This is a genomic window from Bacillus sp. FSL K6-1284, from assembly GCF_038002625.1.
Taxonomy (GTDB): Bacteria; Bacillota; Bacilli; order Bacillales; family Bacillaceae; genus Bacillus; species Bacillus paralicheniformis.
This window is the reverse complement of record NZ_JBBOCW010000001.1, coordinates 3,697,933-3,722,909: the sequence shown is the minus strand read 5'-3', so window position 1 is coordinate 3,722,909 and position 24,977 is coordinate 3,697,933. Positions and strand designations below refer to the sequence as shown.

Annotated in this window: 27 protein-coding genes and 1 tRNA gene; 18 read left to right on the top strand and 10 right to left on the bottom strand. The window is 47.2% G+C overall.

What is annotated here, in order from left to right; genetic code table 11:
- The first annotated feature begins 13 nt into the window (after window positions 1–13).
- The 5 genes from rapZ to MHB72_RS19090 are packed head-to-tail and all read left to right on the top strand — an operon-like array spanning window position 14 to window position 3,926.
- Window positions 14–901, top strand: a complete 888-nt coding sequence (rapZ, locus tag MHB72_RS19110; protein ID WP_020453060.1) for an RNase adapter RapZ — start codon at window positions 14–16, stop codon at window positions 899–901.
- Between the two features lies 1 nt (window position 902).
- Entirely contained in the window at window positions 903–1,856 is a 954-nt protein-coding gene (locus MHB72_RS19105) for a gluconeogenesis factor YvcK family protein (RefSeq protein WP_023856351.1), read from the top strand.
- 28 nt (window positions 1,857–1,884) lie between these two features.
- On the top strand, window positions 1,885–2,835 hold the full coding sequence (whiA, locus tag MHB72_RS19100; protein WP_020453058.1) for a DNA-binding protein WhiA: 951 nt from the start codon (window positions 1,885–1,887) through the stop codon (window positions 2,833–2,835).
- Window positions 2,836–2,852: 17 nt separating this feature from the next.
- Window positions 2,853–3,122 (top strand): HPr family phosphocarrier protein, encoded by a 270-nt coding sequence (locus tag MHB72_RS19095; RefSeq protein ID WP_020453057.1) that lies wholly within the window; start codon window positions 2,853–2,855, stop codon window positions 3,120–3,122.
- Between the two features lie 45 nt (window positions 3,123–3,167).
- A complete protein-coding gene (locus MHB72_RS19090) occupies window positions 3,168–3,926 on the top strand; it encodes an arylamine N-acetyltransferase family protein (RefSeq protein ID WP_340903643.1) in 759 nt (252 codons plus the stop codon).
- A 64-nt stretch (window positions 3,927–3,990) separates the two neighbouring features.
- On the opposite strand, the gene MHB72_RS19085 is transcribed toward MHB72_RS19090, so the two are convergent.
- The 3 genes from MHB72_RS19085 to MHB72_RS19075 form a co-directional block, all read right to left on the bottom strand.
- Window positions 3,991–4,266 carry a barstar family protein gene (locus tag MHB72_RS19085; RefSeq protein ID WP_020453055.1) on the bottom strand — a complete coding sequence of 92 codons (276 nt, stop codon included), beginning with the start codon at window positions 4,264–4,266 and terminating at the stop codon, window positions 3,991–3,993.
- Between the two features lie 4 nt (window positions 4,267–4,270).
- Window positions 4,271–4,726 carry a ribonuclease gene (locus MHB72_RS19080; protein ID WP_026580150.1) on the bottom strand — a complete coding sequence of 152 codons (456 nt, stop codon included), beginning with the start codon at window positions 4,724–4,726 and terminating at the stop codon, window positions 4,271–4,273.
- A 254-nt stretch (window positions 4,727–4,980) separates the two neighbouring features.
- Window positions 4,981–5,676 (bottom strand): ArsR/SmtB family transcription factor, encoded by a 696-nt coding sequence (locus tag MHB72_RS19075; protein WP_048350579.1) that lies wholly within the window; start codon window positions 5,674–5,676, stop codon window positions 4,981–4,983.
- 88 nt (window positions 5,677–5,764) lie between these two features.
- Between MHB72_RS19075 and MHB72_RS19070 the strand changes: the two genes are divergently transcribed.
- Window positions 5,765–6,364, top strand: a complete 600-nt coding sequence (locus MHB72_RS19070) for a flavin reductase family protein (RefSeq protein WP_020453052.1) — start codon at window positions 5,765–5,767, stop codon at window positions 6,362–6,364.
- Window positions 6,365–6,379: 15 nt separating this feature from the next.
- Here the strand turns inward: MHB72_RS19070 and MHB72_RS19065 are convergent, their stop codons facing one another.
- Window positions 6,380–7,351: a 2-hydroxyacid dehydrogenase gene (locus MHB72_RS19065; protein ID WP_216919449.1), complete on the bottom strand. Its 972-nt coding sequence runs from the start codon at window positions 7,349–7,351 to the stop codon at window positions 6,380–6,382.
- Window positions 7,352–7,748: 397 nt separating this feature from the next.
- On the opposite strand from MHB72_RS19065, the gene MHB72_RS19060 reads away from it, so the two are divergent.
- Both MHB72_RS19060 and MHB72_RS19055 read left to right on the top strand, forming a co-directional pair.
- Window positions 7,749–8,348 carry a beta-class carbonic anhydrase gene (locus tag MHB72_RS19060; protein WP_020453050.1) on the top strand — a complete coding sequence of 200 codons (600 nt, stop codon included), beginning with the start codon at window positions 7,749–7,751 and terminating at the stop codon, window positions 8,346–8,348.
- The gene (locus tag MHB72_RS19055) at window positions 8,349–9,968 is read left to right on the top strand and encodes a SulP family inorganic anion transporter (RefSeq protein ID WP_020453049.1); all 1,620 of its coding nucleotides are present in this window, start codon (window positions 8,349–8,351) and stop codon (window positions 9,966–9,968) included. It begins immediately after the preceding gene.
- Window positions 9,969–10,015: 47 nt separating this feature from the next.
- Here MHB72_RS19055 and MHB72_RS19050 read toward each other — a convergent pair whose 3' ends face one another.
- A complete protein-coding gene (locus MHB72_RS19050; protein WP_216919451.1) occupies window positions 10,016–10,993 on the bottom strand; it encodes an HD domain-containing protein in 978 nt (325 codons plus the stop codon).
- Window positions 10,980–11,315: a MazG nucleotide pyrophosphohydrolase domain-containing protein gene (locus MHB72_RS19045; protein WP_020453047.1), complete on the bottom strand. Its 336-nt coding sequence runs from the start codon at window positions 11,313–11,315 to the stop codon at window positions 10,980–10,982. The genes MHB72_RS19050 and MHB72_RS19045 overlap by 14 nt, the downstream gene beginning before the upstream one ends.
- A 110-nt stretch (window positions 11,316–11,425) precedes the next feature.
- Between MHB72_RS19045 and MHB72_RS19040 the strand changes: the two genes are divergently transcribed.
- Entirely contained in the window at window positions 11,426–12,001 is a 576-nt protein-coding gene (locus MHB72_RS19040) for an LOG family protein (RefSeq protein WP_023856348.1), read from the top strand.
- A 74-nt stretch (window positions 12,002–12,075) separates the two neighbouring features.
- On the opposite strand, the gene clpP is transcribed toward MHB72_RS19040, so the two are convergent.
- The gene (gene clpP / locus MHB72_RS19035) at window positions 12,076–12,672 is read right to left on the bottom strand and encodes an ATP-dependent Clp endopeptidase proteolytic subunit ClpP (RefSeq protein ID WP_003185550.1); all 597 of its coding nucleotides are present in this window, start codon (window positions 12,670–12,672) and stop codon (window positions 12,076–12,078) included.
- A gap of 247 nt (window positions 12,673–12,919) precedes the next feature.
- On the opposite strand from clpP, the gene MHB72_RS19030 reads away from it, so the two are divergent.
- The 3 genes from MHB72_RS19030 (at window position 12,920) to MHB72_RS19020 (ending at window position 13,575) form a co-directional block, all read left to right on the top strand.
- Window positions 12,920–13,075, top strand: coding sequence for an NINE protein (locus tag MHB72_RS19030; protein ID WP_340904169.1), 156 nt, complete (start codon window positions 12,920–12,922; stop codon window positions 13,073–13,075).
- Between the two features lie 144 nt (window positions 13,076–13,219).
- Window positions 13,220–13,295, top strand: a tRNA-Arg gene (locus MHB72_RS19025).
- A 127-nt stretch (window positions 13,296–13,422) separates the two neighbouring features.
- The gene (locus MHB72_RS19020; RefSeq protein ID WP_023856347.1) at window positions 13,423–13,575 is read left to right on the top strand and encodes a hypothetical protein; all 153 of its coding nucleotides are present in this window, start codon (window positions 13,423–13,425) and stop codon (window positions 13,573–13,575) included.
- A 64-nt stretch (window positions 13,576–13,639) separates the two neighbouring features.
- On the opposite strand, the gene MHB72_RS19015 is transcribed toward MHB72_RS19020, so the two are convergent.
- From MHB72_RS19015 to MHB72_RS19005, 3 genes are all read right to left on the bottom strand, one after another.
- Complete coding sequence (locus tag MHB72_RS19015; RefSeq protein ID WP_216919453.1) at window positions 13,640–15,187, bottom strand: glycoside hydrolase family 32 protein; 1,548 nt, start codon at window positions 15,185–15,187, stop codon at window positions 13,640–13,642.
- Between the two features lie 79 nt (window positions 15,188–15,266).
- Window positions 15,267–16,712 (bottom strand): glycoside hydrolase family 68 protein, encoded by a 1,446-nt coding sequence (locus MHB72_RS19010; protein WP_216919455.1) that lies wholly within the window; start codon window positions 16,710–16,712, stop codon window positions 15,267–15,269.
- A 348-nt stretch (window positions 16,713–17,060) separates the two neighbouring features.
- The gene (locus tag MHB72_RS19005) at window positions 17,061–18,155 is read right to left on the bottom strand and encodes an NADH-dependent flavin oxidoreductase (protein ID WP_025810725.1); all 1,095 of its coding nucleotides are present in this window, start codon (window positions 18,153–18,155) and stop codon (window positions 17,061–17,063) included.
- 172 nt (window positions 18,156–18,327) lie between these two features.
- On the opposite strand from MHB72_RS19005, the gene MHB72_RS19000 reads away from it, so the two are divergent.
- From MHB72_RS19000 to pdxA, 6 genes are all read left to right on the top strand, one after another.
- Window positions 18,328–18,651: a winged helix-turn-helix transcriptional regulator gene (locus tag MHB72_RS19000; protein ID WP_020453042.1), complete on the top strand. Its 324-nt coding sequence runs from the start codon at window positions 18,328–18,330 to the stop codon at window positions 18,649–18,651.
- Between the two features lie 99 nt (window positions 18,652–18,750).
- Window positions 18,751–20,469: a PrpR N-terminal domain-containing protein gene (locus MHB72_RS18995; RefSeq protein WP_216919457.1), complete on the top strand. Its 1,719-nt coding sequence runs from the start codon at window positions 18,751–18,753 to the stop codon at window positions 20,467–20,469.
- A 144-nt stretch (window positions 20,470–20,613) separates the two neighbouring features.
- The gene (gene dapA, locus MHB72_RS18990; RefSeq protein WP_214485299.1) at window positions 20,614–21,501 is read left to right on the top strand and encodes a 4-hydroxy-tetrahydrodipicolinate synthase; all 888 of its coding nucleotides are present in this window, start codon (window positions 20,614–20,616) and stop codon (window positions 21,499–21,501) included.
- A 13-nt stretch (window positions 21,502–21,514) separates the two neighbouring features.
- Entirely contained in the window at window positions 21,515–22,681 is a 1,167-nt protein-coding gene (locus MHB72_RS18985; RefSeq protein ID WP_216919460.1) for an iron-containing alcohol dehydrogenase, read from the top strand.
- Window positions 22,682–22,694: 13 nt separating this feature from the next.
- Complete coding sequence (locus MHB72_RS18980; RefSeq protein WP_023856342.1) at window positions 22,695–23,966, top strand: four-carbon acid sugar kinase family protein; 1,272 nt, start codon at window positions 22,695–22,697, stop codon at window positions 23,964–23,966.
- Window positions 23,967–23,969: 3 nt separating this feature from the next.
- Window positions 23,970–24,968, top strand: a complete 999-nt coding sequence (gene pdxA / locus MHB72_RS18975; RefSeq protein ID WP_216919462.1) for a 4-hydroxythreonine-4-phosphate dehydrogenase PdxA — start codon at window positions 23,970–23,972, stop codon at window positions 24,966–24,968.
- Window positions 24,969–24,977 lie beyond the last annotated feature (9 nt).

Sequence of the window (24,977 nt, the reverse complement as noted above, 5' to 3'; positions counted from 1 at the left end):
GGGGGAGAGAAGCATGAATGCGAATGGAGGCCATGATATACAGCTTGTGATCATAACCGGAATGTCAGGGGCAGGAAAAACAGTGGCGATTCAAAGCTTTGAGGATCTCGGTTTTTTCTGTGTCGATAATCTGCCGCCATCTTTGCTGCCGAAATTTTTGGAGCTGATGAAGGAATCAAGTTCAAAAATGAGCAAAGTTGCCCTTGTTATGGATTTGCGCGGCCGCGAGTTTTTTGACAGCCTGATTGAAGCGCTTGACGAGATTGGGGAAACATCCTGGATTACCCCGCGAATTTTATTTTTAGATGCCAAGGATTTGGTTCTCGTTTCAAGATATAAAGAGACAAGAAGGTCCCACCCCCTTGCGACAACTGGCCTGCCGCTTGAGGGTATCCGAACGGAACGGGAGCTTCTCGAAGAGTTGAAAGGCCGCTCTCAAATCATTTATGATACATCCGATATGAAACCGAGGGACTTGCGCGAAAAAATTGTCCAGCATTTTGCGGCAGATCATGGACATACCTTTACAGTGAATGTAATGTCATTCGGGTTTAAATACGGATTACCGATCGATGCGGATCTAGTGTTCGACGTAAGGTTTCTTCCGAATCCGTACTATATCGACAGCATGAGGCCGTTGACGGGAAAAGATCAGGAAGTATCTTCGTATGTGATGAAATGGAACGAAACACAAAAGTTTCTTGAAAAACTGACCGAGCTGCTGAGCTTTATGCTTCCGTCATATAAGCGCGAAGGTAAAAGCCAGCTAGTCATCGCGATTGGCTGCACAGGCGGACAGCATCGCTCGGTGACGCTTGCTGAATACCTTGCTGATTATTATAAAAAGGACTACTATACTCATGTTACTCACCGGGACATCGAGAAGAAAAGCAGAAAATAGCATGGCAGATCAGAAAAAAATCGCAATTTTTGGCGGAGGAACAGGCCTTTCGGTATTGCTCAGAGGATTGAAGCAACATCCGGTTGACATTACGGCGATTGTGACGGTCGCAGATGACGGCGGAAGCTCGGGGAGGCTGCGCGATGAGCTTAAAATTCCCCCTCCGGGGGACATCAGAAATGTGCTCGCTGCACTGTCTGATGTTGAACCGCTTGTTGAAGATCTGTTCCAGCACCGCTTCTCTAAAGGCGGCGATTTAATCGGCCATTCATTGGGAAATTTGATTTTGGCGGCGATGACGAATATAACCGGTGATTTCTTTCACGCCGTTACTGAAATGAGCAAAGTTTTAAATGTGAGGGGAAGGGTTCTGCCCGCGGCCAATACCAGTGTTGTCCTTCATGCGGAAATGGATGACGGACAGATCATATCAGGGGAATCGACGATACCGTCTTACGGTAAGCGGATTAAACGGGTGTTTTTAACACCTGAAAAAATCGAACCCGTTCCGGAAACGATTGATGTAATCCGCGGCGCCGACCTGATTCTTCTCGGCCCGGGAAGCCTGTATACGAGCATCTTGCCGAATCTTCTCGTTCCGAAGATAAGGGAAGAAATATTAAACGCCCCGGCAAAAAAAGTTTATATTTGCAATGTGATGACCCAGCCGGGAGAAACACTGTACTACAGTGCAGCTGATCATGTAAAAGCGCTTAACCAGCATATGGGCGGTCCGTTTATCGATACGATCCTCGTCAACAATGAGGAAATCCCGGACGATATCCGGGAACGCTATGCGAAGGAGCAGGCACAGCCCGTCCAGTTTAACATTGATGATCTGTCTGCGATGGGGCTTGAGGTCATCAAAGATCAGATTGTGACATACGAGAATGGCGTGATCCGTCATGATACACATAAAGTCGCTTCGCTACTTGTTGATTTGTTAAAAGAATAGCAGGCCTGGGAATGGGGGTGTCCATAATATGTCATTTGCATCGGAAACGAAAAAAGAACTTACAAACCTTGAAGTAAAAGATTGCTGCGCGAAAGCAGAGCTCTCTGCCCTCATTCGGATGAACGGTTCATTGTCTTTCTCAAACCGAAAAGTGGTTCTCGACGTCCAGACCGAGAACGCGGCCATCGCCAGAAGAATTTACACATTGCTGAAGAAACAATACGATGTTTCCGTTGAACTGCTCGTTCGAAAGAAAATGAGACTGAAAAAAAACAATGTCTACATCGTACGCCTGATCGAAAATGCCAAGCTGATTCTTGAGGACCTGAAAATACTCGGAGACAACTTTGTCATTGCCAGAAACATCTCGGAAGACTTGGTCAAAAAACGTTGCTGCAAACGTTCTTATATGAGAGGGGCTTTTTTAGCCGGGGGTTCTGTCAATAATCCCGAGACATCTTCTTACCACCTCGAAATTTTTTCGCTGTATAAAGAGCATAATGATTCATTGTGCAGGCTCATGAATCAGTTTCATTTAAACAGCAAAACGCTTGAGCGGAAAAAAGGATACATCACGTATCTGAAGGAAGCTGAAAAAATTACCGAGTTTTTGAATGTGATCGGCGCGCATAATTCGCTGCTCCGCTTTGAAGACGTCCGGATCGTGCGCGATATGAGAAACTCGGTTAACCGGCTCGTCAATTGCGAGACAGCCAATCTAAACAAAACGATCGGCGCTTCTCTGCGGCAGGTGGAAAACATTAAGCTGATCGACGAAAGAATCGGGCTTGATGCGCTACCGGAAAAGCTGAGGGAAATCGCCCAGCTCCGCATCGATTATCAGGAAGTAACCTTAAAGGAACTCGGGGAAATGGTGTCGAGCGGAAAAATCAGCAAATCGGGCATCAATCACAGGCTTAGGAAACTGGATGAAATAGCTGAGCAGCTGCGTTCAGGACAATCTGTCTCTTTAAAATAGGGAATGGGGGAGATCGTATGGTTCAACAAAAAGTGGAAATTCTTTTGAAAACGGGGCTTCAAGCGCGCCCGGCGGCATTGTTTGTTCAAGAAGCCAACCGTTTTCAATCAGATATTTTTCTGGAAAAGGGAGATAAAAAAGTGAATGCCAAAAGCATCATGGGGCTGATGAGCCTAGCTGTCAGCTCCGGATCGGAAGTCACGCTGATCGCCGACGGATCCGATGAACAAGATGCTCTTGCTGCATTGACTGCATATGTTCAAGAGAAAAAAGCTAAACCTTTATGAGGTTTGGCTTTTTCTCATCGATTCAAAGCGGAAGGAGAATAACCGATGACGACGATGCTTGATTCGCTGTTTAAAAGGATTGGATACAAGCCCGGTCAGCAGGTGACATTTGCTGACTTGCCCGAATTTTTATCGCTGCTGGCTTTACAGTTTCCTTTTGAAAATAGCGCGGTTTTAAGAAACGAACGGATTTCGATGACGAAAACAGGGCTGACGGAAGCCTTGCTGAACAATAAAAGAGGCGGTTTATGCTATGATTTGAACGCTTTTCTTTACTATGTGCTGACAGAGCTCGGCTTTTCCGTACACATGGTTCGCGGGACGGTTTTTAATCCAAAAGAACAGGCGTGGGCGCTGACGGGAACGCATGTCGCCGTTATTCTGCGGGAAAGCGATGAAACCTATTTGCTTGATACTGGATTCGGCATCAACCTGCCGCTTGCCCCCGTTCCGTTCTCAGGTGAACCCATCACCTCAAAAACAGGAGCTTACCGTATCAGGAAAACAAAGACAGATAAAGGAGATTACCTTCTTGAAATGGATAAGGGAGAGGGGTGGCAGACCGGCTACGCATTTTCGCTGACGCCAATCGATGAAGCGGCGCTTGCGTGCGTGCGGGATGCGATTTTCGATGAGGAAGCGTCTCCCTTTAATAAAAACCCGCTCGCTTCCAAGCTGACAAAGGACGGAAAGTTAATTTTGTCGAAGGATCACTTCACAAAGCAAACCGGAAGCGGTTTGACGAAAGAAGATGTGAACGCCGGAGATTTCCAGACCATTTTCGTTCAAGCATTTTTTGACTGAAGCACCACTGTGCATCAATTAAAATAAGCGGACGCCTGTCTGCAGCGCCCGCTCGTTTTCTGTTTTATCCTTCTGTTTTCAGCTGAAAGCCGTCCAGTGTTTCTTCGGCTTCGCGAAAAAGCTGCAAATATGCTTCGGCTTGATCGCCCAAGTAAATCCGGCTTTTTTCGATATTCTTCCACTCGATCAGCAAAGGCATGCCGACCCAGCCGGTCAGACAATCCCACAGCGCGTCAAGGTTTTCGCCATAGTAGTCCGGAAGCTCCAGCTGTTCTTTTAATGTTTGGTGAAGGTCTGATACGCTCGTGATCTTGTCTCCGTTTAAAGTGACTTGTTTCATATGATCATCTCATTCTCGTAAACGTTTTATAGTGGTCAGTTGTTTTATAAACCAGTCTGTCGTTGGAATAGACGATCCGGTCTGACCCCCGGAATCCCGATGTATAGTTGATGTCGGCTTCTCTCCATACGCGTCCGGCCGCATCTGGAAGCAATTTTTCTCTGTTTTGAAAGATATCGCCGCCGATGCTTTTTCCAGGCGCTACTTCTGCGAGATTGCCTTTTTGCGGGTCCCACCCTAATTTTGCCGCTTCGGCTTTTGTGATGAAGTTGTCAGGCAGCCTGCCGTATTTCACGATATAGTCGGCAACACCTTCAAACGTATTAATGACCTCATTTGACTGAACGGTGCTGCCTTTTTCTGCATGCGGCCCTTCAGCTGAGCTTGTAAAAAGGTTCCCCGCCAGAAAGCCGAGCGCGAGAACAATCCCAAGCGCAAGTGTGGATAATATTTTTTTCACGGATAAAGTCCTCCCCATCTTTAGACTTTATAGCATAAACATGAAGAATGTGCCTTCATGGGATTGAACAGCCGCATTTCCTCATTTCCATTCCGTCTGTAATCATATTGAATTGTACCTCAAAACATGCTCAGAAATCATTATAGTATTGTAAATTTTCCATGAAACCCGAGGACGGGAACGGATCGCCGCGGTTTCCTATTTGACTCCCGGAATGTTAGTCAAGATTTGAAGAAAAAACCAACTGCTTTTCATCAGTTCTTTTCAATGGAAATGTGAAATAGGCGGTAAAGTTCCTTTGCGCCCGCGGGCGTGACTGCAACGGCCCGTGTGCGCGGGCGCCGCTCGATCCAGCCCATGCGGATAAAAGCGTCGAGCAGTGCGGAGCCCAGGGCACCGGCAATGTGATGCCGCCTTTCACTCCAATCCAGGCATTTATGGCAAAAAGAGCGCCGTTTCTTTTTGACTTCCCCAACATCGATGCCAAGTTCCTTCAAAAATAATTCTCCTGCTTCAGTCACGGTAAAAGCCGTCTCTTCTTCTTTCAACACGCCCATCTCCACGAGCCGCTCCGCAAGTGTGACGCCGAGCGATCCAGCCAAGTGATCATAGCATGTCCGCGCTTTTCTGACCGCCCGATCTTCGGCTGACTGCCGGAAAGAGCGAATTTCAGCAGGGGGGGCTATGTTGAGCAGAGTTTCCAGCGATTGTGCAACCTTGCCATCTTTGAGCCGGTAATAGCGGTGCCGTCCTTGCTTCCGGCATGTCAGCATTTCGGCGTCAAGCAGTTTGGAAAGGTGAAAGCTTGCTGTCTGCTGTTTGATTCCCGCATACCCGGCCAGCTCGGTAGCTGTATAAAACCGGTCATCAAGCAATGCGGTTAAAATCGCTGCTCGTGACGGATCGGTGACAAGCTTGGCGACCTCGGCGATATTCGGATTCACGGTCATGACACTTCCTCCTAAAATGTAATCGATACTTCGATGTTAATTGAAATATTGGAGAATTACAATAAAAGCATAAAAGGAGGAGACCGATATGCATCAAAACAGCAAAATTATTCAGCCAAGCATTTTATACTACGGAACACCCGTCATTTTGCTCAGCACGCTGAACGAAGACGGTTCCACGAATCTCAGCCCGCTTTCCTCTTCTTGGGCGCTTGGGGATTCGATCGTACTCGGCGTCGGCACCGGCGGCAAAGCATTGGAGAATTTAGAGAGACAAGCCGGATGTGTCATCAATGTGCCGGATTCATCTTTATGGAGCAATGTAGAACGGCTCGCTTCCTATACCGGCAAACGATGCGTTCCGGAAGAAAAAAAGCGGCTCGGCTTTACATACCTTAAAGAAAAGTTTGCAGCCGGTGGATTTACGGCAGCAGATTCCCTGGCGGTGAAACCTGACAGAGTCGCCGATTGTCCGCTTCAAATTGAAGCGGAAGCCGTCAATATCCGCATTCCGGAACATTCACCGTATTTTGCCGTCATTGAAACAAAAGTGCTTCATGTGCACGCACATGAAGCGATTATAAAAGGGGAACACCACATCGATCCTCAAAAATGGGGGCCTTTAATTTATCTTTTTAGACACTATTTTGGTTTAGGACGCGAGCTCGGCAAAACATTCCGGGCCTGAATGTAAGAATGTGCGTCATCTCAGTTCTTTGACTATATCTTTTGGCTGTCTGCCCTGAAGACCGTCAATCAGGTTTTGGACGGCGCTTTTCAGCATGTTGACGTGTGTGACAAGAGTGGATGATCCAATGTGGGGAACGAGGGTCACATTGGAAAGGCTTAGGAGCGGATTGTCTTTTTCAATCGGCTCCTTTTCAAATACATCAAGTCCGGCTCCTTTAATCCATCCTTCTTTCAGCGCTTGAATCAACGCTTGTTCGTCAACGATTTTGCCGCGGGAGATGTTGATGAAAATGGATGACGGTTTCATTTTTTTGAATTCAGCTTCGCCGATAAGGCGGTATGTCTCATCTGTGAGCGGTGTGATCAGAACAATGAAATCCGAGCGTTCTAACAATTCATGAAAGCCCGTATAAACCGCGCCGGTTTTTTTCTCTGTGTCGGGTTTGCGGCTGCGGCTGTAATAGAGCACTTCCATATCAAAACCCAAGGCCGCCCGTTTGGCGACTTGTTCTCCGATTCGTCCCATTCCGATGATGCCGAGCGTCCGGTGATGGACATCGCATCCGAACAAGCTTTCATCATCCTCTGATTTGGTCCATTTTCCATCGCGGATGTAGCGGTCGAGCTCGGCGATTCGCCGCGCTGAGGAAAGGATCAGACCGAAAGCGAGGTCTGCGACTGTGCCGTCAAGAATGTATGGTGTGTGAGTGCCGATAACCGATTTTTCTTTCATTGCTTCAATGTCAAAGTTGTCATAGCCGACGGAGTTGTTGCTGACGATTTTTAACTTCGGCGCATTGCATAATAATTCACGGTTGATTTTTGTCCCTGAGGTTAAAAGACCGTCTGCTTCCTTGATTTTTTCGAGCAGGGTCGATCTGGGAATGCGCTTGCGCGAAGTCCAAATTTCATATGTGCAGTGTTCGGCGAGCATCTCTTCGATTTCTTTTGGGACCGGTTTTGTGACATATACAAACGGTTTCATCTGCATTCTCCTTCCGCGTATCATCTGCTTCTATTATAGAGGAAAAACGGCTTCTATAAAAATCAAAGTCTGTTCCGAATAAACGCAGGACTATCAGCTCAATTATTGTTGTTTAGAAAATCATAGATACTTATTTCAGTTTTTTAATTTATTTTAATGCATTTTTATAACTATAAATCCAAATATTAGATGTTCTATTTTGCTTCCAGTTCTATTTTTATAGGTGAAGAACAGTGTAGATTTTATTATTTTAGAAAGATATAAAATTAGATTTTTTAAAATATTCAGTACATTTATAGTGAATTTTTTGATTCGAATCCAAATCGAAAAACCATGTGCTATAATTCGGCTGTAACAATATCAAGGTCATATGACTATGAAAAGGAGTGAGAGAGAAATGGCGATTTTAACTTCCATTTTGAAGCGAAATCAGTCTTTTGTAGAGGAAAAGGGGTACGAGTTTTATGAAACGACAAAATTTCCGGAGAAGAAACTTGTGATTTTGACATGTATGGACACGCGTTTATTAGAACTGCTCCATCATGCAATGGGGTTAAGAAATGGAGACGCAAAAATCATTAAGAATGCGGGTGCCGTTGTTTCTCACCCTTTTGGAAGCGTCATGCGCAGCATTCTTGTGGCTGTCTATGAGCTGCAGGCTGAAGAAGTCTGCGTGATCGGCCACCATGAGTGTGGTATGGCAAGCCTGAACGCTTCATCTATCCTTCAAAAGGCCAAACAGCGGGGGATTGATGATGGCTGTCTCGAACTCCTGCAGCATTCAGGCATCGACTTGGACACATGGATGACGGGCTTTGACAGCGTTGAAGACAGCGTCAGCCACAGCGTGAACATGGTTCGGAATCATCCGCTGATGCCTTCAGACGTTCCGGTGCACGGATTGGTGATTGATCCAAAGACCGGCCGTTTGGATGTTGTGGAAGATGGTTATTCACGTGAAGACGTTTTGCTTTCGGAAATGGGGAGGATAGATTGAATGTTACGTTTTTCAGGCAGATTTGAAGGATACAGCCTTAAACGGTTTCAAAAAGATATTGTAGCAGGAATGGTCGTTGGAGTCGTCGCAATTCCGCTTGGCATGGCTTTTGCCATAGCCTCGGGGGTGAAACCGGAACACGGTCTTTACACAGTGATTGTCGCCGGTATTTTGATTTCGCTTCTCGGCGGGTCGAAATACCAGATTGGCGGACCGACAGGCGCCTTTGTTCCGATCCTGTTCGCTATTGTGCTCCAATACGGATTTGAGAATCTGCTGATTGCCGGTTTTATGGCCGGAGTGATTCTCGTCATATTAGGGCTGCTAAAACTCGGCAAGATTATCAAGTTTATTCCGCGGCCGGTGATCATCGGATTTACGGCCGGCATCGCAGTGATTATTTTCACCGGAGAAATCGCCAAGTTTTTAGGTTTGAGGAATGTTGAGAAGCATGAGAGTTTTTATATGAATATGCGAGAGGTTGTCATCAACCTGAACACGCTCAGCTTCTACAGCATTTTGACGGCTGTCGTATCGCTCTTCTTTGTGCTGTTTACGCCAAAGATTCTGCCGAAAGTGCCGGGAGCGCTTGCAGGCTTGCTTGTATCGACGGTCATGGCCACGATGCTGTTTCCTGAACAGGTGGTAACGATCGGCTCAGCTTACGGCGAAATTCCGCGCAGCTTGCCGAGCTTTCAATTTCCTGAATTGTCATTGGAAAAAATCATTTACCTGCTGCCTCCCGCTCTTGCGATTGCGATGCTCGGCGGAATCGAATCGCTGCTTTCCGCGATGGTGGCAGACAATATGAAGGGAACAAGGCATGACAGCAATAAAGAGCTTGTCGGCCAGGGGATTGCGAACATTGCCGCACCGCTGTTCGGCGGAATTCCGGCGACAGGCGCGATTGCCCGTACGGCAACCAATATTAAAACGGGTGCTGCTTCTCCGATTTCAGGGATCGTGCACGGCGTGTTTGTTTTATTGGTCCTGCTTTTGTTTGCGCCATACGCTTCCCTTATCCCGCTTGCAAGCATGTCGCCGATTTTAATGGTGGTCGCTTGGAATATGAGTGAGCGGAAAGAGTTTGTAAACATTTTGAAAATTAAGAATTCCGACTCTGCCGTGCTTGTCGTCACATTTCTTTTAACGGTTTGGCAGGACCTTGTATTTGGGGTGGCGGCCGGGATCCTGCTGGCGATCATCACCTTTATCGTCAGAATGAGCAAATCGTTCCGCATTAAAAAGGATGTGTCTGAATCGATCGTCCAGTCGGCTGCTGCAGCGGAAGAAAAGAAATTCCACCGCTCTGTCAGCATCTATTCTGTTGAAGGCCCGCTGTTTTTCGGCTCATCGAATTCATTGGAGGATTCAATTTTGGACAAAGGCCACCCGCCAAAACTCCTCATCCTGCTTATGAACAAAGTAGACTATATGGATTCTTCCGCAGAAGGCAGCTTGATGACGATCGTCAACCGTGTCCACCAGCAAAACGGCAAAGTGATGATTGTCGGGCTGCAGCAGCAGCCGCGTGAGCTTCTTCATAAAACAGGGCTGTTTCATAAAATCGGCAAAAAGCATTTTGTCGACAGGCCTGAACAAATATTTGACGTGACATAACTGAAGAAAACCGCCTGTTCCGGGCTGACCGAAGCAGGCGGTTGCTTTTATTCGGCGGCTTTTACATATGTGCCTTTTTTCATTGCGGCTATTGCCGTTTCTTTCATCAAAAGGACGTCTTTTGAAAGTGTGGAGGCGGGGACTTTTCTTCCGTTAACGGCGACTTTTGGATCGATCCATCTTACCTTTAAAGTTTGATGAAAAGTAAAATCGTCTTCGTCTCCTTGCTTAACGCTCTGGCTCGCTGTACTGAGCCTTTCAAGCGTTTCCCGGAAGCACGCTTTTTGCTTTAGCATCGCAAGCAGTTCCGTGTCGGTTTTGAAAAAATCGCGTCCCGTGATGATACGCATGTCAAGCGCCTTTTTCAGCATTTGGCTGAGTGTACAGAGCGCATATACATTGAGGGGATTCATAAAGAAGTCAATCACCTCTTGATAGTAAAGGTTGGTGAACCATTCGGCGTGCTCTGTCGAAGTGCAGCAGATTTCGCCTTCGACAACGGTCAGTCCGGTTTCTAAAAATCGTCCAATCTCTTCTTGGTCGCCAAACCCGTAGGCTAAAGAGTCGCGAAGCGTGTAATCGATGCGATCCGCACATAATGAAGGAGCCGGCTGCTCCAGCAGCGTCCATTTTTTTTCATCGTATAAGATATCTTCATCTTTGAATCCGTATGTATCCAGAATCCAGGGGATATCAGATTGCTTGACCCATTGCCGAAACATCTGTTCATGGTAATCTTCGTTTTCCATGTTAAATACATCATCAGCCACATGGGAAAATGCCGTATGGGAAACATCGTGAAGCAAACCTGCAATTTGTTCTTCAAGGCTTCCGCCAAGCCTGCGGATCAAAAGCATAACCCCGATGCTGTGTTCGCAGCGGCTGATGTTCCATGCGGGATTGACGAGAAAGCATGCTCCGCCTTGGTGAATCCCATTTAGACGCTGAACGGCTTTTGAATGAATGAGGTCTGTCAGCACAGGCTCCAAATCTGCCTCGCCGTAAAGGCGGTCATTGATCTTCATGATGCTCTCCTGCAAATCTTTTCGTCAGTTTGCGGCGGTGGGCATCCATCATGTCTTCCAATGAAACATCGTATATGCCAGCAAGCATAATCAAATTCCCCATCACATCGCCCATTTCTTCGATCAGTTCCTTTTTCAGTTCAGCAGCCGGCCGTTTGGCTTCATCAGGACGGTCTCTTCCGATTTCGTATGCCCTGACCGCTCTCGCCAGTTCACCGGCCTCTTCCATTAAAAATCCCATCCGGATGAAAGGTCCGTATTCGCTCCATCCTCTTTTCCGATAAAATGTCTTTGTCCATTGCTCCGCGTCTGTGATTGTCATAAGTCTACACTCCCATTTAGAAGTTCAATTATATTATCGCACACGGAACAAACAATATATAGTACAATGTTAATTGCTTTTATCAATATATGGAGTTGGAGTGAGCGAAAGTGAAAACGGTATGCGTATATTCAGGATCAAATATGGGGACGGACCCGGCGTACAAGAAGAAAGCTGCAGAGCTTGGTGTTTATATTGCCGAGAAGGGGCTTCGCCTTGTTTATGGAGGATCGAGAATGGGATTGATGGGCGTGATTGCGGATACCGTATTGAAAAACGGCGGGGAAGTTGTCGGCGTTATGCCGAAAGGACTTTTTACAGGGGAAATCGTTCATCAGCAGCTGACAGAGCTGATCGAAGTGAGCGGCATGCATGAGCGCAAAGCGAAAATGAGTGAATTAGCTGACGGCTTTATCGCGATGCCCGGAGGCTTCGGTACGTTTGAAGAGCTGTTTGAAGTGCTTTGCTGGGCCCAGATCGGCATTCATCAAAAGCCGATCGGACTTTACAATGTGAACGGCTATTTTGACCCACTTCTTAAAATGCTCGAATACAGCGTTCAAGAGGGCTTTTCGAATGAATCGCACCTTCAGCTGATTCATGCTTCGGCGAGCCCCGCGGAATTGATCGGGAACATGAATGATTATCGCTACCCTGTCCTCGAGAAAAAGTGGAAGGATTTATAGAAACTCTTACATAATGAGCGGAGGTACGGTAACATAAAAAAGCTGCCGATGACTTCGGCAGCTTTTTTTGCTGTTTACTTCTGTGCGTCGATATTGCGTGTGAGCACTTTATCAATCAGGCCGTATTCTTTTGCTTCTTCAGCCGTTTTGAAGTTGTCACGGTCTGTATCGCGCTCGATCACTTCAAGCGGTTGTCCAGTGCGCTCTGCAAGAATTTTGTTCAGTTTGTCACGCAATGAAAGAATGCGCTTCGCGGCAATTTCGATTTCTGTTGCCTGACCTTGCGCTCCGCCAAGCGGCTGGTGGATCATGACTTCACTGTTTGGAAGAGCGTAGCGCTTCCCTTTCTCGCCGGCTGCGAGAAGGAACGCACCCATAGATGCCGCCATTCCCGTACAAATCGTAGAGACTTGCGGTTTAATGAACTGCATGGTGTCATAAATCGCCATGCCGGCTGTGATAGAGCCGCCAGGGCTGTTAATATAGATGCTGATATCTTTTTCTGGATCTTCGGCTTCAAGGAATAGAAGCTGAGATACGATGGAGTTCGCAACATTGTCATCGATTGCTGATCCCAGCATAATGATACGGTCTTTCAACAAGCGTGAGTAAATGTCATACGCTCTTTCCCCGCGGTTCGTCTGTTCAATGACTGTAGGTATTAAATTCATAATGCTCCTCCTTCACCTTAAAAGGTAAGTATGTAGTTTAATCATACATTTTTGGTCAATAAAGGTCAAACAAAAAGCCGCCTTCATTAAAAAGACATACTGGGGTTTATTTTTCCCATTTTAAAGGACATTCAAACAAAAGATCAACTTTACAGAGGAAAGTATAGAAAAATGGGGTCTAAGTCCATTGATCTTCAATTTAATTTATAGGAAAAAAGGAAGCCGGTTATATATGTGAACGCAGACAATAGCGCTCAGAGCTCCAAATAAGAAGAAACCAAAGCTGATCGGGTTTCTCGGCGTTGTTGCCGCTCACAGATTTTATCTCGACGAGAGAACAGGCTACGCTTTAGCCATGCTGCTTCTCAACTGGATTAGATTTGGTCTTTTATTGAAGGTATGATCTGCCTTGTGAAAACAACGGACGAATTAAATAAAGAAATCGAGTATAATCTAAACCTGCATTGTTTCGAGCAAGAGATTGTGATTGACTTTTTAAAGAACAGCCCTTATAATATAAATTGCTGACGTTAAAAAATTATATTGTGCGCTCGTAGCTCAGCTGGATAGAGCGGTGGTTTCCGGTACCACGTCTGCCGGGGGTTCGAATCCCTCCGAGCGCGTTTTCAAGACAAGGGTTTGGCATTAGCCGCCCTTGTTTTTTTTGTGCACTTTTAGTCGTATTTGACTCCCCGGAAGCATATATCAATTGGGGTTACTCGTGATGACTAGACGAAGGGGCGGGGTTAAATGGACAAAAAACACAATTATTTTATACCGTCAGGACTGTTGATTGGATTAGGCATCGGGATATTATTCGACCATCCGGCACCGGGGCTTTTGATCGGCCTCGGGGCGGGGATTTTGTTGTCTGCTGTTGTGCCGAAACGAAACGGAAAGTGAGCTGGAAGGCTCGCTTTTTTGCGCTTTTACAAAAAAGGGCGGCCGCTTGGCCGCCCGTTGTTGTTTAATCGTGGATTGAACGCATATGTTTGATCTTTAGATTTTCAAAGACGGCCGTTCCATTTTCGGTAAAGAGCGTGATACCCGTATCATTCAGGTCGGGAAATGCAAGGTTTGAGTGCGTCGTTTCGCCGTCATCAATAAACGCTTCGACAGTGTTTTGATCTACGATGATTGTGAAATGCACCCGCTTTTTTTCCGGATCAAACGGTGCTTTGCTTTCCAAATAGGTGCGGGTGCTGTCAGGCTGTCCCGTAAATCCTCTGTTCACAAAAGAATAACCGCCTTCAGCCGAAATTCCTACATCGATATGGCGTTTTCGATCCGCGGATTCTCTTAGCCTGAATCCCGCGTTTTTAAGATCGGCCCACGAGATATCCGCCTCAAGCTGATAGGTATTTGCCTTAATCTGAAGCGTTTTTGATCCGTTTACTTCAATGCGCTCAAATTCATCTGTCGATTCGGTTAATTCATCCAATTGATCGATTGGATGAGAGGCAAGGCTGTATTGATTTCCGACTTTATGTTTAAGCTGAATTTGCCGGACGATCGAATCGGTTCCGTTAAAGCCGTCTTTCCATGTCGGCGTCCGGTTTGCATAATCCCAGTTATTCATCCACGCCAAAGCATAGTGTTTCTCGTACGGATCGTCTGTTTCGCCGTCCTCAAATGTCACGCCCGCATACCAGTCAAAGCCGTAATCAAGCCACTGAGGTTCCGCTTCGTCCGCGGTAAATTCGTTGCCGTTGAAGCTGCCTGTCCAGTATGCATAAGTATTCGGCTTGCCGGCACCTTTTCCATTTGCGCTTGCTCCGAGAACCCATTTATATGTTCCGTCATCCGCCCGCATCTTGAATAGATCCGGACATTCGATGATGCCGATATTTTCTGTTTGAAAACTACTTGTATAACGCCATTCCTTCAGATTTTGTGATTCGTAAAAGCCGATTTTCGTTCCTTCAGCCAGCGCCATCACCCATTTATCATCCTCTTCATCCCAGATCACTTTCGGATCTCTGAAATCGACGGTGTCCGGATTAGGCAATACCGGCTCTTCACCGTAAGGTTTAAATGTTTTTCCACCATTTTGGCTGTACCATAAAAATTGTTCTTCCTTCCCGTCATTGGCCGAAGGCTGCGTCATAATCGCCACGATCGCCCCTTTGCCGAAGCCGGCTGTGTTTTGTGAGTCGACAACGACAGAACCGGACCAAGGATCGCCGTTTTTATTCGTATATTTCGGAATGGCAACCCCTTGATCCTGCCAGTGGACGAGATCATCTGACACCGCGTGGCGCCACTCTGTCCCATTGCCGTCCGGATAGTCCCGGTTATAGAGATAGTAGTAATGATATTTTCCATTGAAATAGACGGGCTTTTGAGGGTCGTTTTTCCACTTGTCAGGGGTTGTCAAATGGAAAGCCGCGCGATATTCCGGTGTTTCCGGGGATTCTCCCTTTTTTTCTGTTTCCCGGTCTGAAGCCAATATCATGATGAAGATTCCAAGACAAACAGTTAAAATGCTAATCCGCTTATATACTGTCTTCTTCAAGAAAATTCCCCGCTTTATTCTAAGATGACACACGAAAGAAAATGCCGATGTTCACCGGCATTTTCTTTCGTTCGTTTTATTAGTTTACCGTTAATTGTCCCTGTTCAAGAATGCTTTTTTTGACAACGGATGTTTTTGATCCTTTGACTTTCAGCAAAAAGCTTGGTGCAAATGTGGCGTGATGCTCGTTTGAAATTCCTCTGTTTGTGATGTAGCTCGTGATGACGACTTTGTCGCCTTTTTTCTGCGGTACGGCAAAGTGTGAATAAGTAAATGTGATGTCATTGTAATCAAGGTCCATGTGCAAAACAAGTCCGGATTTGTTTAAAGGCTTGAATGGCCCGGTTAGTGAATCTGATACATAGCCGAGCATATAAATGTCTTTTGCACCAATGCCGTCAATTGTCATTTTTGATCCTCTTGAATCTGTGAACAGATACCATTTTCCGTTCATTTTGAAGAGGTTGGCCCGTTCGATTTCATCAGTCACCGTATTGGAGGCGATCAAAGGCTTCATGACTTTTTTCAGCGTATAATCTTTATTTAATTCGATGATTCCGAGTGCGCCGTTAGCCAATGAAGCGTTCTTTTTGTTCGCTCCTTGAAGCAGCTTGCTGCTTTCTCCTCTAAAGAACTGCTTGCTGCCTCCGTAGTAAGCTCTGTTGAATAGAGAGTCTTCTCCCTGATAGCCGGTTTTTGTTCCCGTATTGGCTTCAAATACGAGATATTTGCGGCCGTGATCTTCCACATAATGCGGGTCTCTCAGCGTATGGTTGTCGCCAGAGCTGTAGTTTCCTTCGTCAATAAATTGCTGAACGTTTTGGTACACTGAGCCGTCGGCGCCGTCAAAGACCGATTTATGATCTTCTACACCGTCAATTTTCAGTGTGTCCGAATCCGGCTGAGTGAAGTTGACCTGAGCCGTTGTCAGCGTCTGTTTGCCGTATTGCGTGCCGGAGAAAGCTGTGTAAAACAGTCGGACTTTTCCGTCTTTTGTCAGCGTGGCGGAACCTGACCACTCTTGTGTTTGATACTTAAGGTACGGATCGTCAGGAGTGAATTTGTCGCTGTCTTTAAACACTCTGCCGGCGTTTTTCCAGCTGTCGATGGAAGTTTCGCCTTTCTTTTGATAGAACAAGTAGATGGATGTGTCATCGACGTCTTTCGGGTCGCCCGCCAACGCGAAAACAAGATTGTAGCCGTGGTATGTAGCGACTGTTCCGTCGGCATTTTGCAGCGGCCAGCTGTCCCATACGTCTAAATCGATCAGTTCTCCATTTTTGTTATAACCTTTTGCTGAAGGGATGTTTTTGATGGTTTTCGGATCGAATTGAGGAACTTTAAATTGTTCGCTCTTTTGCTGTTCGGGAATTTTCAGCATGTCATGTCTTGTGATATGAGAAAATCCGTAACTCTTCTTGTAATCTTGCGTTTCTTTTGCAAAGGTTTGCGGCGCACCTCCCGCAAGCAGAGCTGCTGCGACGGTTAAGGCAGACGCTTTTTTAGCGATGTTTTTGATGTTCATCAATATTTCCTCCCTTTTTCAATATGTAACAGATTGCTCCTGACAACATGAACGTTTCCAATCATCCCTCCTAACTGCGGCATTGTCCTGAAGAACAGAAAAAAGACCTAAAATGTGCAAGGTCATATAGGCAAAAGATAGACTTCGCCCTTCACACATTTTAGGTCTTGCCTGCTTAGACAGTAACAATCCCGACAATATTGAATTACCATCATTCTAATATACTCATCTCTGGGACTCAACTGGTCTAAGTTCCTCTTTTCTCATACATTTTTTTGCAAATGACATCAATTTTAAGCTAAAAGGCACCTTTTTTAATGAATCTATAGTCTGTATAGAGAGGAATCGTCAATCGTTGAAATCAATATACATCGGTATACTTTCCCAAAAGGCATCTGGAATTGCGAGCTTTCGTTGATCATGTCTTGACAGGGTTGTTTGAATATCGTCCTCTTTTCCGGCTTGAACTTTTTGAAGCCATTCCGGATCCATCAGAAGTCCCCGACCGATTCCGACGAGATCGGCTCCTGTTTTCAGCGCTTGAACGGCATCTTCCGGTGTGTGTACTTTCCCGGCTCCGATCAGAGGAAGACGATCGCCGACCGCTTCTTTAATCAGTTCCATTCGCGTGCGGGATTTGTCTGCACCACGGCGCGGCAAGGACCGGAAATCAATGAGAGAAACGTGCAGGTAATCCAATGCTTGTTCCCGCAGTACATTAACGAAAGGCAACGTTTCAGCCATTGTGATTCCGGGCGTTTCCGGCTCTTCGGGCGAAAATTTGTAGCCGATGATAAAAGATGGTTTATGGCGGCTATCCGCTACGCGTCTGATTTCTTCTATAATCTGAAGCGGAAATCTCATCCGTTTCTCTAAAGTGCCGCCCCAGCTGTCATTGCGCCGGTTGTAATAAGGAGAGAAGAACTGATGGATGAGAAACCCGTTTGCGCCGTGAATTTCGACTCCGTCAAACCCGGCCTCTATCGCTCTTCGCGCCGCCTGGCCGAAAGAATGGATAAGGTCTTGAATGTCTTGCTCAGACAGTGCCCTTGGCACCGGTGCATTCGGTTGATTCGGAGCGACGGCGCTGGCACTGACCGTCTGCTCTATACCTTTGGCTCCAGGATGGAAGAGCTGCAGGATTGCTTTTGCTCCATGTTTCTTTAAAGTGGCTGCAAGCCGGGTTAGTCCCGGGATTTGATCATCGTTCTCAGCTCCGGGAATGCCGGGAAATCCGGTTCCGGGCTGTACGGTTGTCGCAGATGTGATGACCATCCCGACATCTGTCGCCCGCGCGGCATAATAGACGAGTTCGTCGTCAGAAATGAATCCTCCCGGCATAGAGGATGAATGCCCCATTGGCGGCATGATGATTCTATTTTTCAATTGGATGCCGTTTTTAAAAGTAAAGGGTGTGAATAAAGAATCGTATTGTTTTTTCATGTTTTTCCTCCTTTTGATATAACCATAGCAACCACCGTGAGGCTCCACAAGAACGCAATTTTTTTATATATGCTTTATAAAAATAAACCGTAAGATCGTTCTCTTGAATGCTCTGGTGTCCATATGGTAGGATCAAGTCAAAATTGGCGAATGAGGCAATGGAGGAATTGCTATGAATTCAGCTGTCGATCATAAAGAATGCTCTTCTTTAATACAGGGTGTATTGAAAATTTTCTCTGGTAAATGGTCATTTTTGGTTCTCGCCGAGCTCATTCAGGGCAAGCGGCGATTCAACGAGCTCAGAAGGAACTTGGGAAACGTCAACACTAAAGGATTAACTGACACATTAAGACATCTTGAAGAAAGCGGTATGATTTCCCGGAAGGTGTTCCCGACGGTTCCTGTTACTGTAGAATATGAATTAACAGAAAAAGGTAAAGAATTCCACGGCATTTTTAAAGAGATGGCCGCGTGGGGGGAAAAATGGCTTCCGTAATGGAGCCTTTTTATTTTGCCTTCGTTTTGCGGTTCCAAATATTTCTGCCTTTTGGTATAGTGATAATGTGTTTAAATTTGCAACAAAAGGTGATCGAATATGAAAGTGATGGCAATTGCTCCATATGAAGGATTAAAAGAGCTGATGATTCAAGTGGCAGGCGGCGAGGATTTTGAATTCGAGGCGGCTTCCGGAGATTTAGAGAAGGGCGTGGAGCTGGCGAAACAAGCGGAAGCAAACGGGACTGATTTGATTATCAGCAGAGGTGGAACCGCTGAGCTGATCCAGCAAGAAGTTTCCATTCCGGTTGTGGATATCGAAGTGTCGGGATACGATATGCTGCGTGTGCTTACGCTTGCCAAGGGCTATCCCGGAAAAGCGGCAATTGTCGGATTTCCGATGATTGCCGACGGCGCGTCAGCAGTGTGCGAAATTTTGGATATCCGGATCGACGCCTGCACCGTATCAGACGAACGCGATGTTGAACCGGTGCTTCTTCAGCTCAAAGAACAGGGCTATCAGATCATTATCGGCGATGTGATCACAATTGAGAAAGCAGAGCAGCTCGGTTTAAACGGACTGCTTTTGACATCCGGAAAAGAAAGCATTGCCAAAGCTTTTGCAAACGCTAAAAAACTGTATTCCTTTTTAGAGAGCATCAAGCAGAAGTACGCTGTGCCGTATCACATTTTACAAAAGGCCGAGACCGGTTATGCAGTATACAACAAGACATTGCGGCCGGTTTTTCAAAACGGCGTATTTGCCGAACAAATCGGCTTGTTGGATCATCTGGAAGAGCTGATCGGGGAAGCGGAAAAGAAGGGAGTCATCCATTTTAGATTCCGAAAGCATGGGCGGACATGGAATATCACGGGGCGCAGGTTTTTCGCATCAGACGAGGCATTGACCGTATTTACCGCGGAAAATGCAAAAGATGTTCACGTTTCTTCTTTGCCTGGAGCAGCGATTCTTTCTCCTTTACGGATGAGTTATATGGAAACATCGAGGAACGAAACGATGCAGCAGGTGCTGAAAAAAGCGGAGTTGTTCGCGGCAAGGCGGGAACCCATATGGATCAACGGAGCGCCCGGCTCAGGGAAAGAGAGCTTGGCCGGGCTGATCCATATGAAGGGGGAGGACAAGCATGAGCCGTTTCGAAAAATCGATGCCGGTTTGCTGTCTGAAGCAGAATGGGAACAGGCGTGTGAAAGCGAAGAATTCTTTTCAGGGAGAGGAACGCTATACATCAAACAAGTCGATCGCATGCCGCCGTCCTCGCAACGGCTTTTACTCAGGCGGATCAGCGAACCGTATGACGGGCCGAGGCTGATCGTTTCTTCTTCCCGCAGGCGCGCCGGGGAATTTTTAAGCGATTTATATGATGCGCTTTGTCATTTGGAACTGGACGTTCCCCCTCTTTCCGAAAGAAAAGAGGATATTTTGCATCTGGCTTATCTGTTTATTGCGGAAAGCAATGAGGCATTCGGCAAACAAATCGTCGGCTTTCGAAGCGAAGCTGGTGTTCTGCTTGAAGAAGCGAAATGGCCAGGCAACCTCAGCCAATTGAGAAAAACAGTCCAAAACTGTGTCCTTGAAGCGCAGGGCGTTTATATCGAGAAGGCTGACGCCGAACGGGTCCTGAGCCGCTTGAACGAGGAAGAAAGAGAAGACATCGATTTATCCGGAACGCTCGAAGAGATCGAAAAAAGGATCATTCAAAAAATCTATGCCGAAGAAGGGAACAATCAAACAAGAACAGCGGAAAGGCTCGGCATCAACAGAACGACGCTTTGGAGAAAATTGAAATCGTCACATTGATAAGACACCGGCTAAACCGGTGTTTTATTTTTTGTTTTAATATGCAACAGTAAATAAAAAATAATTAGATAAATAACGTTGATTATTGAAACATTTATGTATATAATCATTTTTGAAAACGCTTTACAGGAAGGGGAGGCAATCATGGGATTCGTACCAAAGGGGATTTATCCTGCTATGCTGACACCGCTCACAGAAGATCAAAGCATTGATGAATCGGCGTTGAAACAGCTGACAAACCATTTGATCGATGCTCATGTACACGGGCTTTTTGCGTTGGGTACCAACGGGGAATTTCATATGTTCAACACCGAAGACAAGCTGAAAGTTGCAGAAATCATCATTCAAGAGACGGCAGGACGCGTTCCCGTCATGGTAGGGAGCGGAGGAAACAGCACAGAAGAAGCGATCTGGCTTTCTAAGGAAATGGAGAGACTTGGCGCAGATGCACTGTCGGTCATCACGCCATTCTTTATTCCACCGACACAGGAAGAAGCGGCGGTGCATTATAAAACAATTGCGGCATCCGTTTCACTTCCGGTCCTTTTGTACAATATCCCTTCAAAAACAGGTTTCCATTTAGATCCAGAAACAGTGGCAGAGCTTGCGAAAGTGGATAATATCGTTGGAATTAAGGACAGCAGCGGAAACTTTGAAAACATACAGCAGTATATCGAGCAGACGAAAAATGAGGACTTTTCCGTTTTTGCAGGCACCGATTCGCTCATATTGAAAACGCTTCAAGCGGGAGGAGCGGGAGCAGTCGCAGCAACAGCAAATATGCTCCCTGATATCGTAACGTCGATTTACCACCATTGGTCAGAGGGTGAGACTGAAAAGGCGGAGGCTGCCCAGCTGGAGCTTCAGCCGCTTCGCGATACATTTCGTTTAGGTACGATCCCGGCGGCACTGAAAAAAGCGGTTGGGCTTTATTCAATCCCTGTAGGCCCGCCGAAAGCGCCCGTCCAAGAGCTGGCCGGTTCGGCGCTCTTGGAGGTCGAAAAAATGGTCGCTTACTATCAATCAAAATAGGGAGGTTTCAAGAATGCCAGCGAATTATCAATTTCGGACAGCCGATCATATCGTTGCGGGCGAACATTCCATCCGCAGGCTCAAAGATCATGTACGAACGATTGTACCGAAGGCGGACAGGGCGCTGATTATTACCCAGCCGTCGATTGTCAAACTTGGCGCGATCGGAGAAGTACAGGCTCAGCTTACAGAGATTGGCATTCAGTCAGATGTTTGCACAGCCATATTGCCGGAACCGACCGCACAAAATATTGAAGACGTATTTAGGGGAATCCGTGATAAACGATACGACATTCTCATCGGAATCGGCGGAGGCAGCGTGCTGGACGGAACGAAAATATTGTCCGTGCTGCAAACGAATTCAAAAAAGGTCGAGGAGCTGCTCGGGACAGATTTGGTCGAAAAGCCGGGAATCCCGACCGTGCTGATTCCGAGTACCTCGGGGACAGGCGCAGAGGTGACGCCGAACGCGATCGTTACGCTTCCCGAAGAGGAAGTGAAAGTCGGCATCGTCAGTCCGCTTCTTTTGCCGAAACTTGTCATTCTTGACCCGATCATCACCCTTGGATTGCCAAAATCAATTACGGCGGCTACCGGAATGGATGCATTCACCCATTCGCTTGAATCGTTCATTTCGACGAAAGCAAACCCGATCAGCGATATGTTCGCTTTAGAATCCATCAGATTGATTTCGGCAAGTATTGTGGAAGCGTATGAAAACGGTTCATCGATACAAGCGAGAGAAAACATGCTGCTCGGTTCGACGTATGGCGGAATGGCGCTGACGGCTGCCGGTACTGCTGCCGTTCATGCCCTCGCCTATCCGCTTGGGGGGAAATACCGAATTCCCCACGGTGTCGCCAATTCGATGCTCCTTCCGCATGTGATGGAGTTTAATATGGATGCCATTACAAAACGGCTGTCTCTTGCGGCAGAAACGATGGGAATCGCTGCATCTGATTTGACCGCCGAACAAGCGGCTGAGGCTGTTGTGCAGAAAATAAGAGAGTGGACGAAGCGGCTGAATATTCCTCAGGATTTGAAAGCGTTCGGCGTAACCGCGAGCGACGTGGACGATTTAGCCGACTCAGCTTCAAAAGTGACGCGCCTGCTTCATAACAATCCGAAACCGCTCAGTCTGGAAAATATAAAAGACATCTATCGAAAACTAATCAACTAAAGGATGAAGACATTTGAAAATTGCAATCATCGCGGATGATTTGACGGGAGCGAACGACTGCGGCGGTCAGCTTGTTCATTACGGGATGGATGTTTCCGTCAAACTCGACGCCGAATTCACCAGACGGGAAACGGAAGGCGTCGTTATTTTCAATACGGACAGCAGATCGCTGTCAGCCGCAGAGGCGAAGGCGACTGTGAAAAACATCAGTGAACACATCTCCCGGCAATCGTTTGATATCGTCTACAAAAAAATCGACAGCACGATGAGGGGAAATATCGGAGCCGAGCTTCAAGCGATGCACGAAGTGTTTCAGCCGGATTTTGTGCTGATCGCTCCCGGCTACCCTCAAAACGGACGTCAGGTTATCGGCGGCGTCCATTATGTGAACGGCGTAAAGCTTGAAGAAACCGAAGCGGCAAACGATCCGAAAACGCCTGTAGCCGAGTCGAATATTCAAAGATTAATAGAAAAGCAGACTCGAAATAAGAGCGGACATTTATCATATGAAGACATCCGCCGCGGACACGGGCATGTTCGCAACAAGCTGGAACGCTTTCGGGCGGAAGGGATTTCATATGTGACGGCCGATTCGGTTCACGAATCCGATCTGCAGGATCTGGCGCTTATTTTGGAGAGTTTGCCGTATTCTATCATTTTAGCCGGTTCGGCAGGCTTGATGAGCTGCCTGCCCAAAGCGTTCAATCTGAAAGAAAGGGAGCTCGGTCAAACCGTTCCGTTTTCCGACCAGCCGATCATGTTTGTCGTCGGAAGCATGAGTCGGAAGGGGAGGGAACAGCTTCACGAACTATTCGCCGGACGTGCGGCTGAAAAAATTGAAATGAGATCAGAGCGCGTGCTGTGCGGCGGAGCTGAGAAAAGAAACGAGTTCGAACGGCTGAAGGAGAGGGCGGCGGACGTCCGCCGCCGTTCGAAACACATCGTCCTCTGCACCTCGGACAATGCGGCAGAGACACAGAAGATTGGTGAAAGCCGCGGACTCACCCCGGTTCAAACGAGCAATGCGGTGTCCGGTGCACTAGGCGAATTGGCGGGCGAGCTGATTCAAGCCTTTCATGTGAGACGTCTGTTTTTAACCGGAGGTGACACGGCATACCAAGTGCTGCATCAGCTTCGGATTCATGAGATACGATTGCTGGACGAAGTAGAGCCCGGCATTCCGCTGGGAGCAGCCGGTGAAGAATTGTACATTGTGACAAAGGCCGGAAATTTTGGCTCGCGTTCGGTGATGGCAAGTGCGGCAATCAAGCTACAAGGAGGATAAACAATGAAGAAACCGGTTATCGGCATTACAATGGGCGACGCGGCAGGCGTCGGTCCGGAAATTATCGTAAAAGCCCTCAAGTCCCGCGAAGTGTATGACATGTGCAGGCCGCTCGTCATCGGCGATATGAAAATGCTGAAAAAAGCCGCCTTCCAAATCGGATCAGAGGTTGTCATTAACAAGGTCGGGCATCCGGACGAGGGCGGTTTTGTACATGGAAAGATCGATTGTCTCGATATCGATCTGCTGCCTGAAAACCTGCCTGTCGGAAAGGTATCGGCTGAAGCTGGAAACGCCGCTTTTCATTTCGTGAAAAAAGCGGTTGAGCTCGCTAAAAAAGGCTGTATTCAAGCGATTTGCACAGCGCCTTTAAATAAGGAGGCGCTGCATAAAGGCGGACACCGATACCCGGGGCATACGGAAATTCTCGCTCATTTAACGAATACGACAGACTACAGCATGATGCTGGCTTCGCCAAAGCTGAAGGTGATTCACCTGACAACGCATCAAGGGCTGATCGAGGCGATTCAGTCGATTACGCCGGAGCGGACCTATAAAGTCATCCGTCTCGCACATGATACATTGACAAGAGCCGGATTCGAACAGCCGAAAATTGCTGTTTGCGGAATCAACCCCCATGCAGGGGAAAACGGCCTGTTTGGAAGCGGCGAGGAAGAACGGCAATTGCTTCCGGGGATTGAGCAGGCGGCAGCTGAGGGAATTGATGCCAGCGGCCCATACCCCGCAGACACGCTGTTTTACAAAGCTGTCAGAGGAGATGTTGACCTGGTCGTAGCCTGCTACCACGACCAGGGGCATATACCGGTCAAAGTCCTCGGGTTGGAAGAGGGCGTCAACATTACGGTCGGATTAAACGGCGGGATCATACGCACCTCTGTCGACCACGGAACCGCATTTGACATTGCGGGGCAGAACAAAGCCGATGAAAGAAGCATGCTCGCTGCTTTGCGGTCAGCCGCTGAGCTGGCGCCCAAATCGTAGAAAAATGAA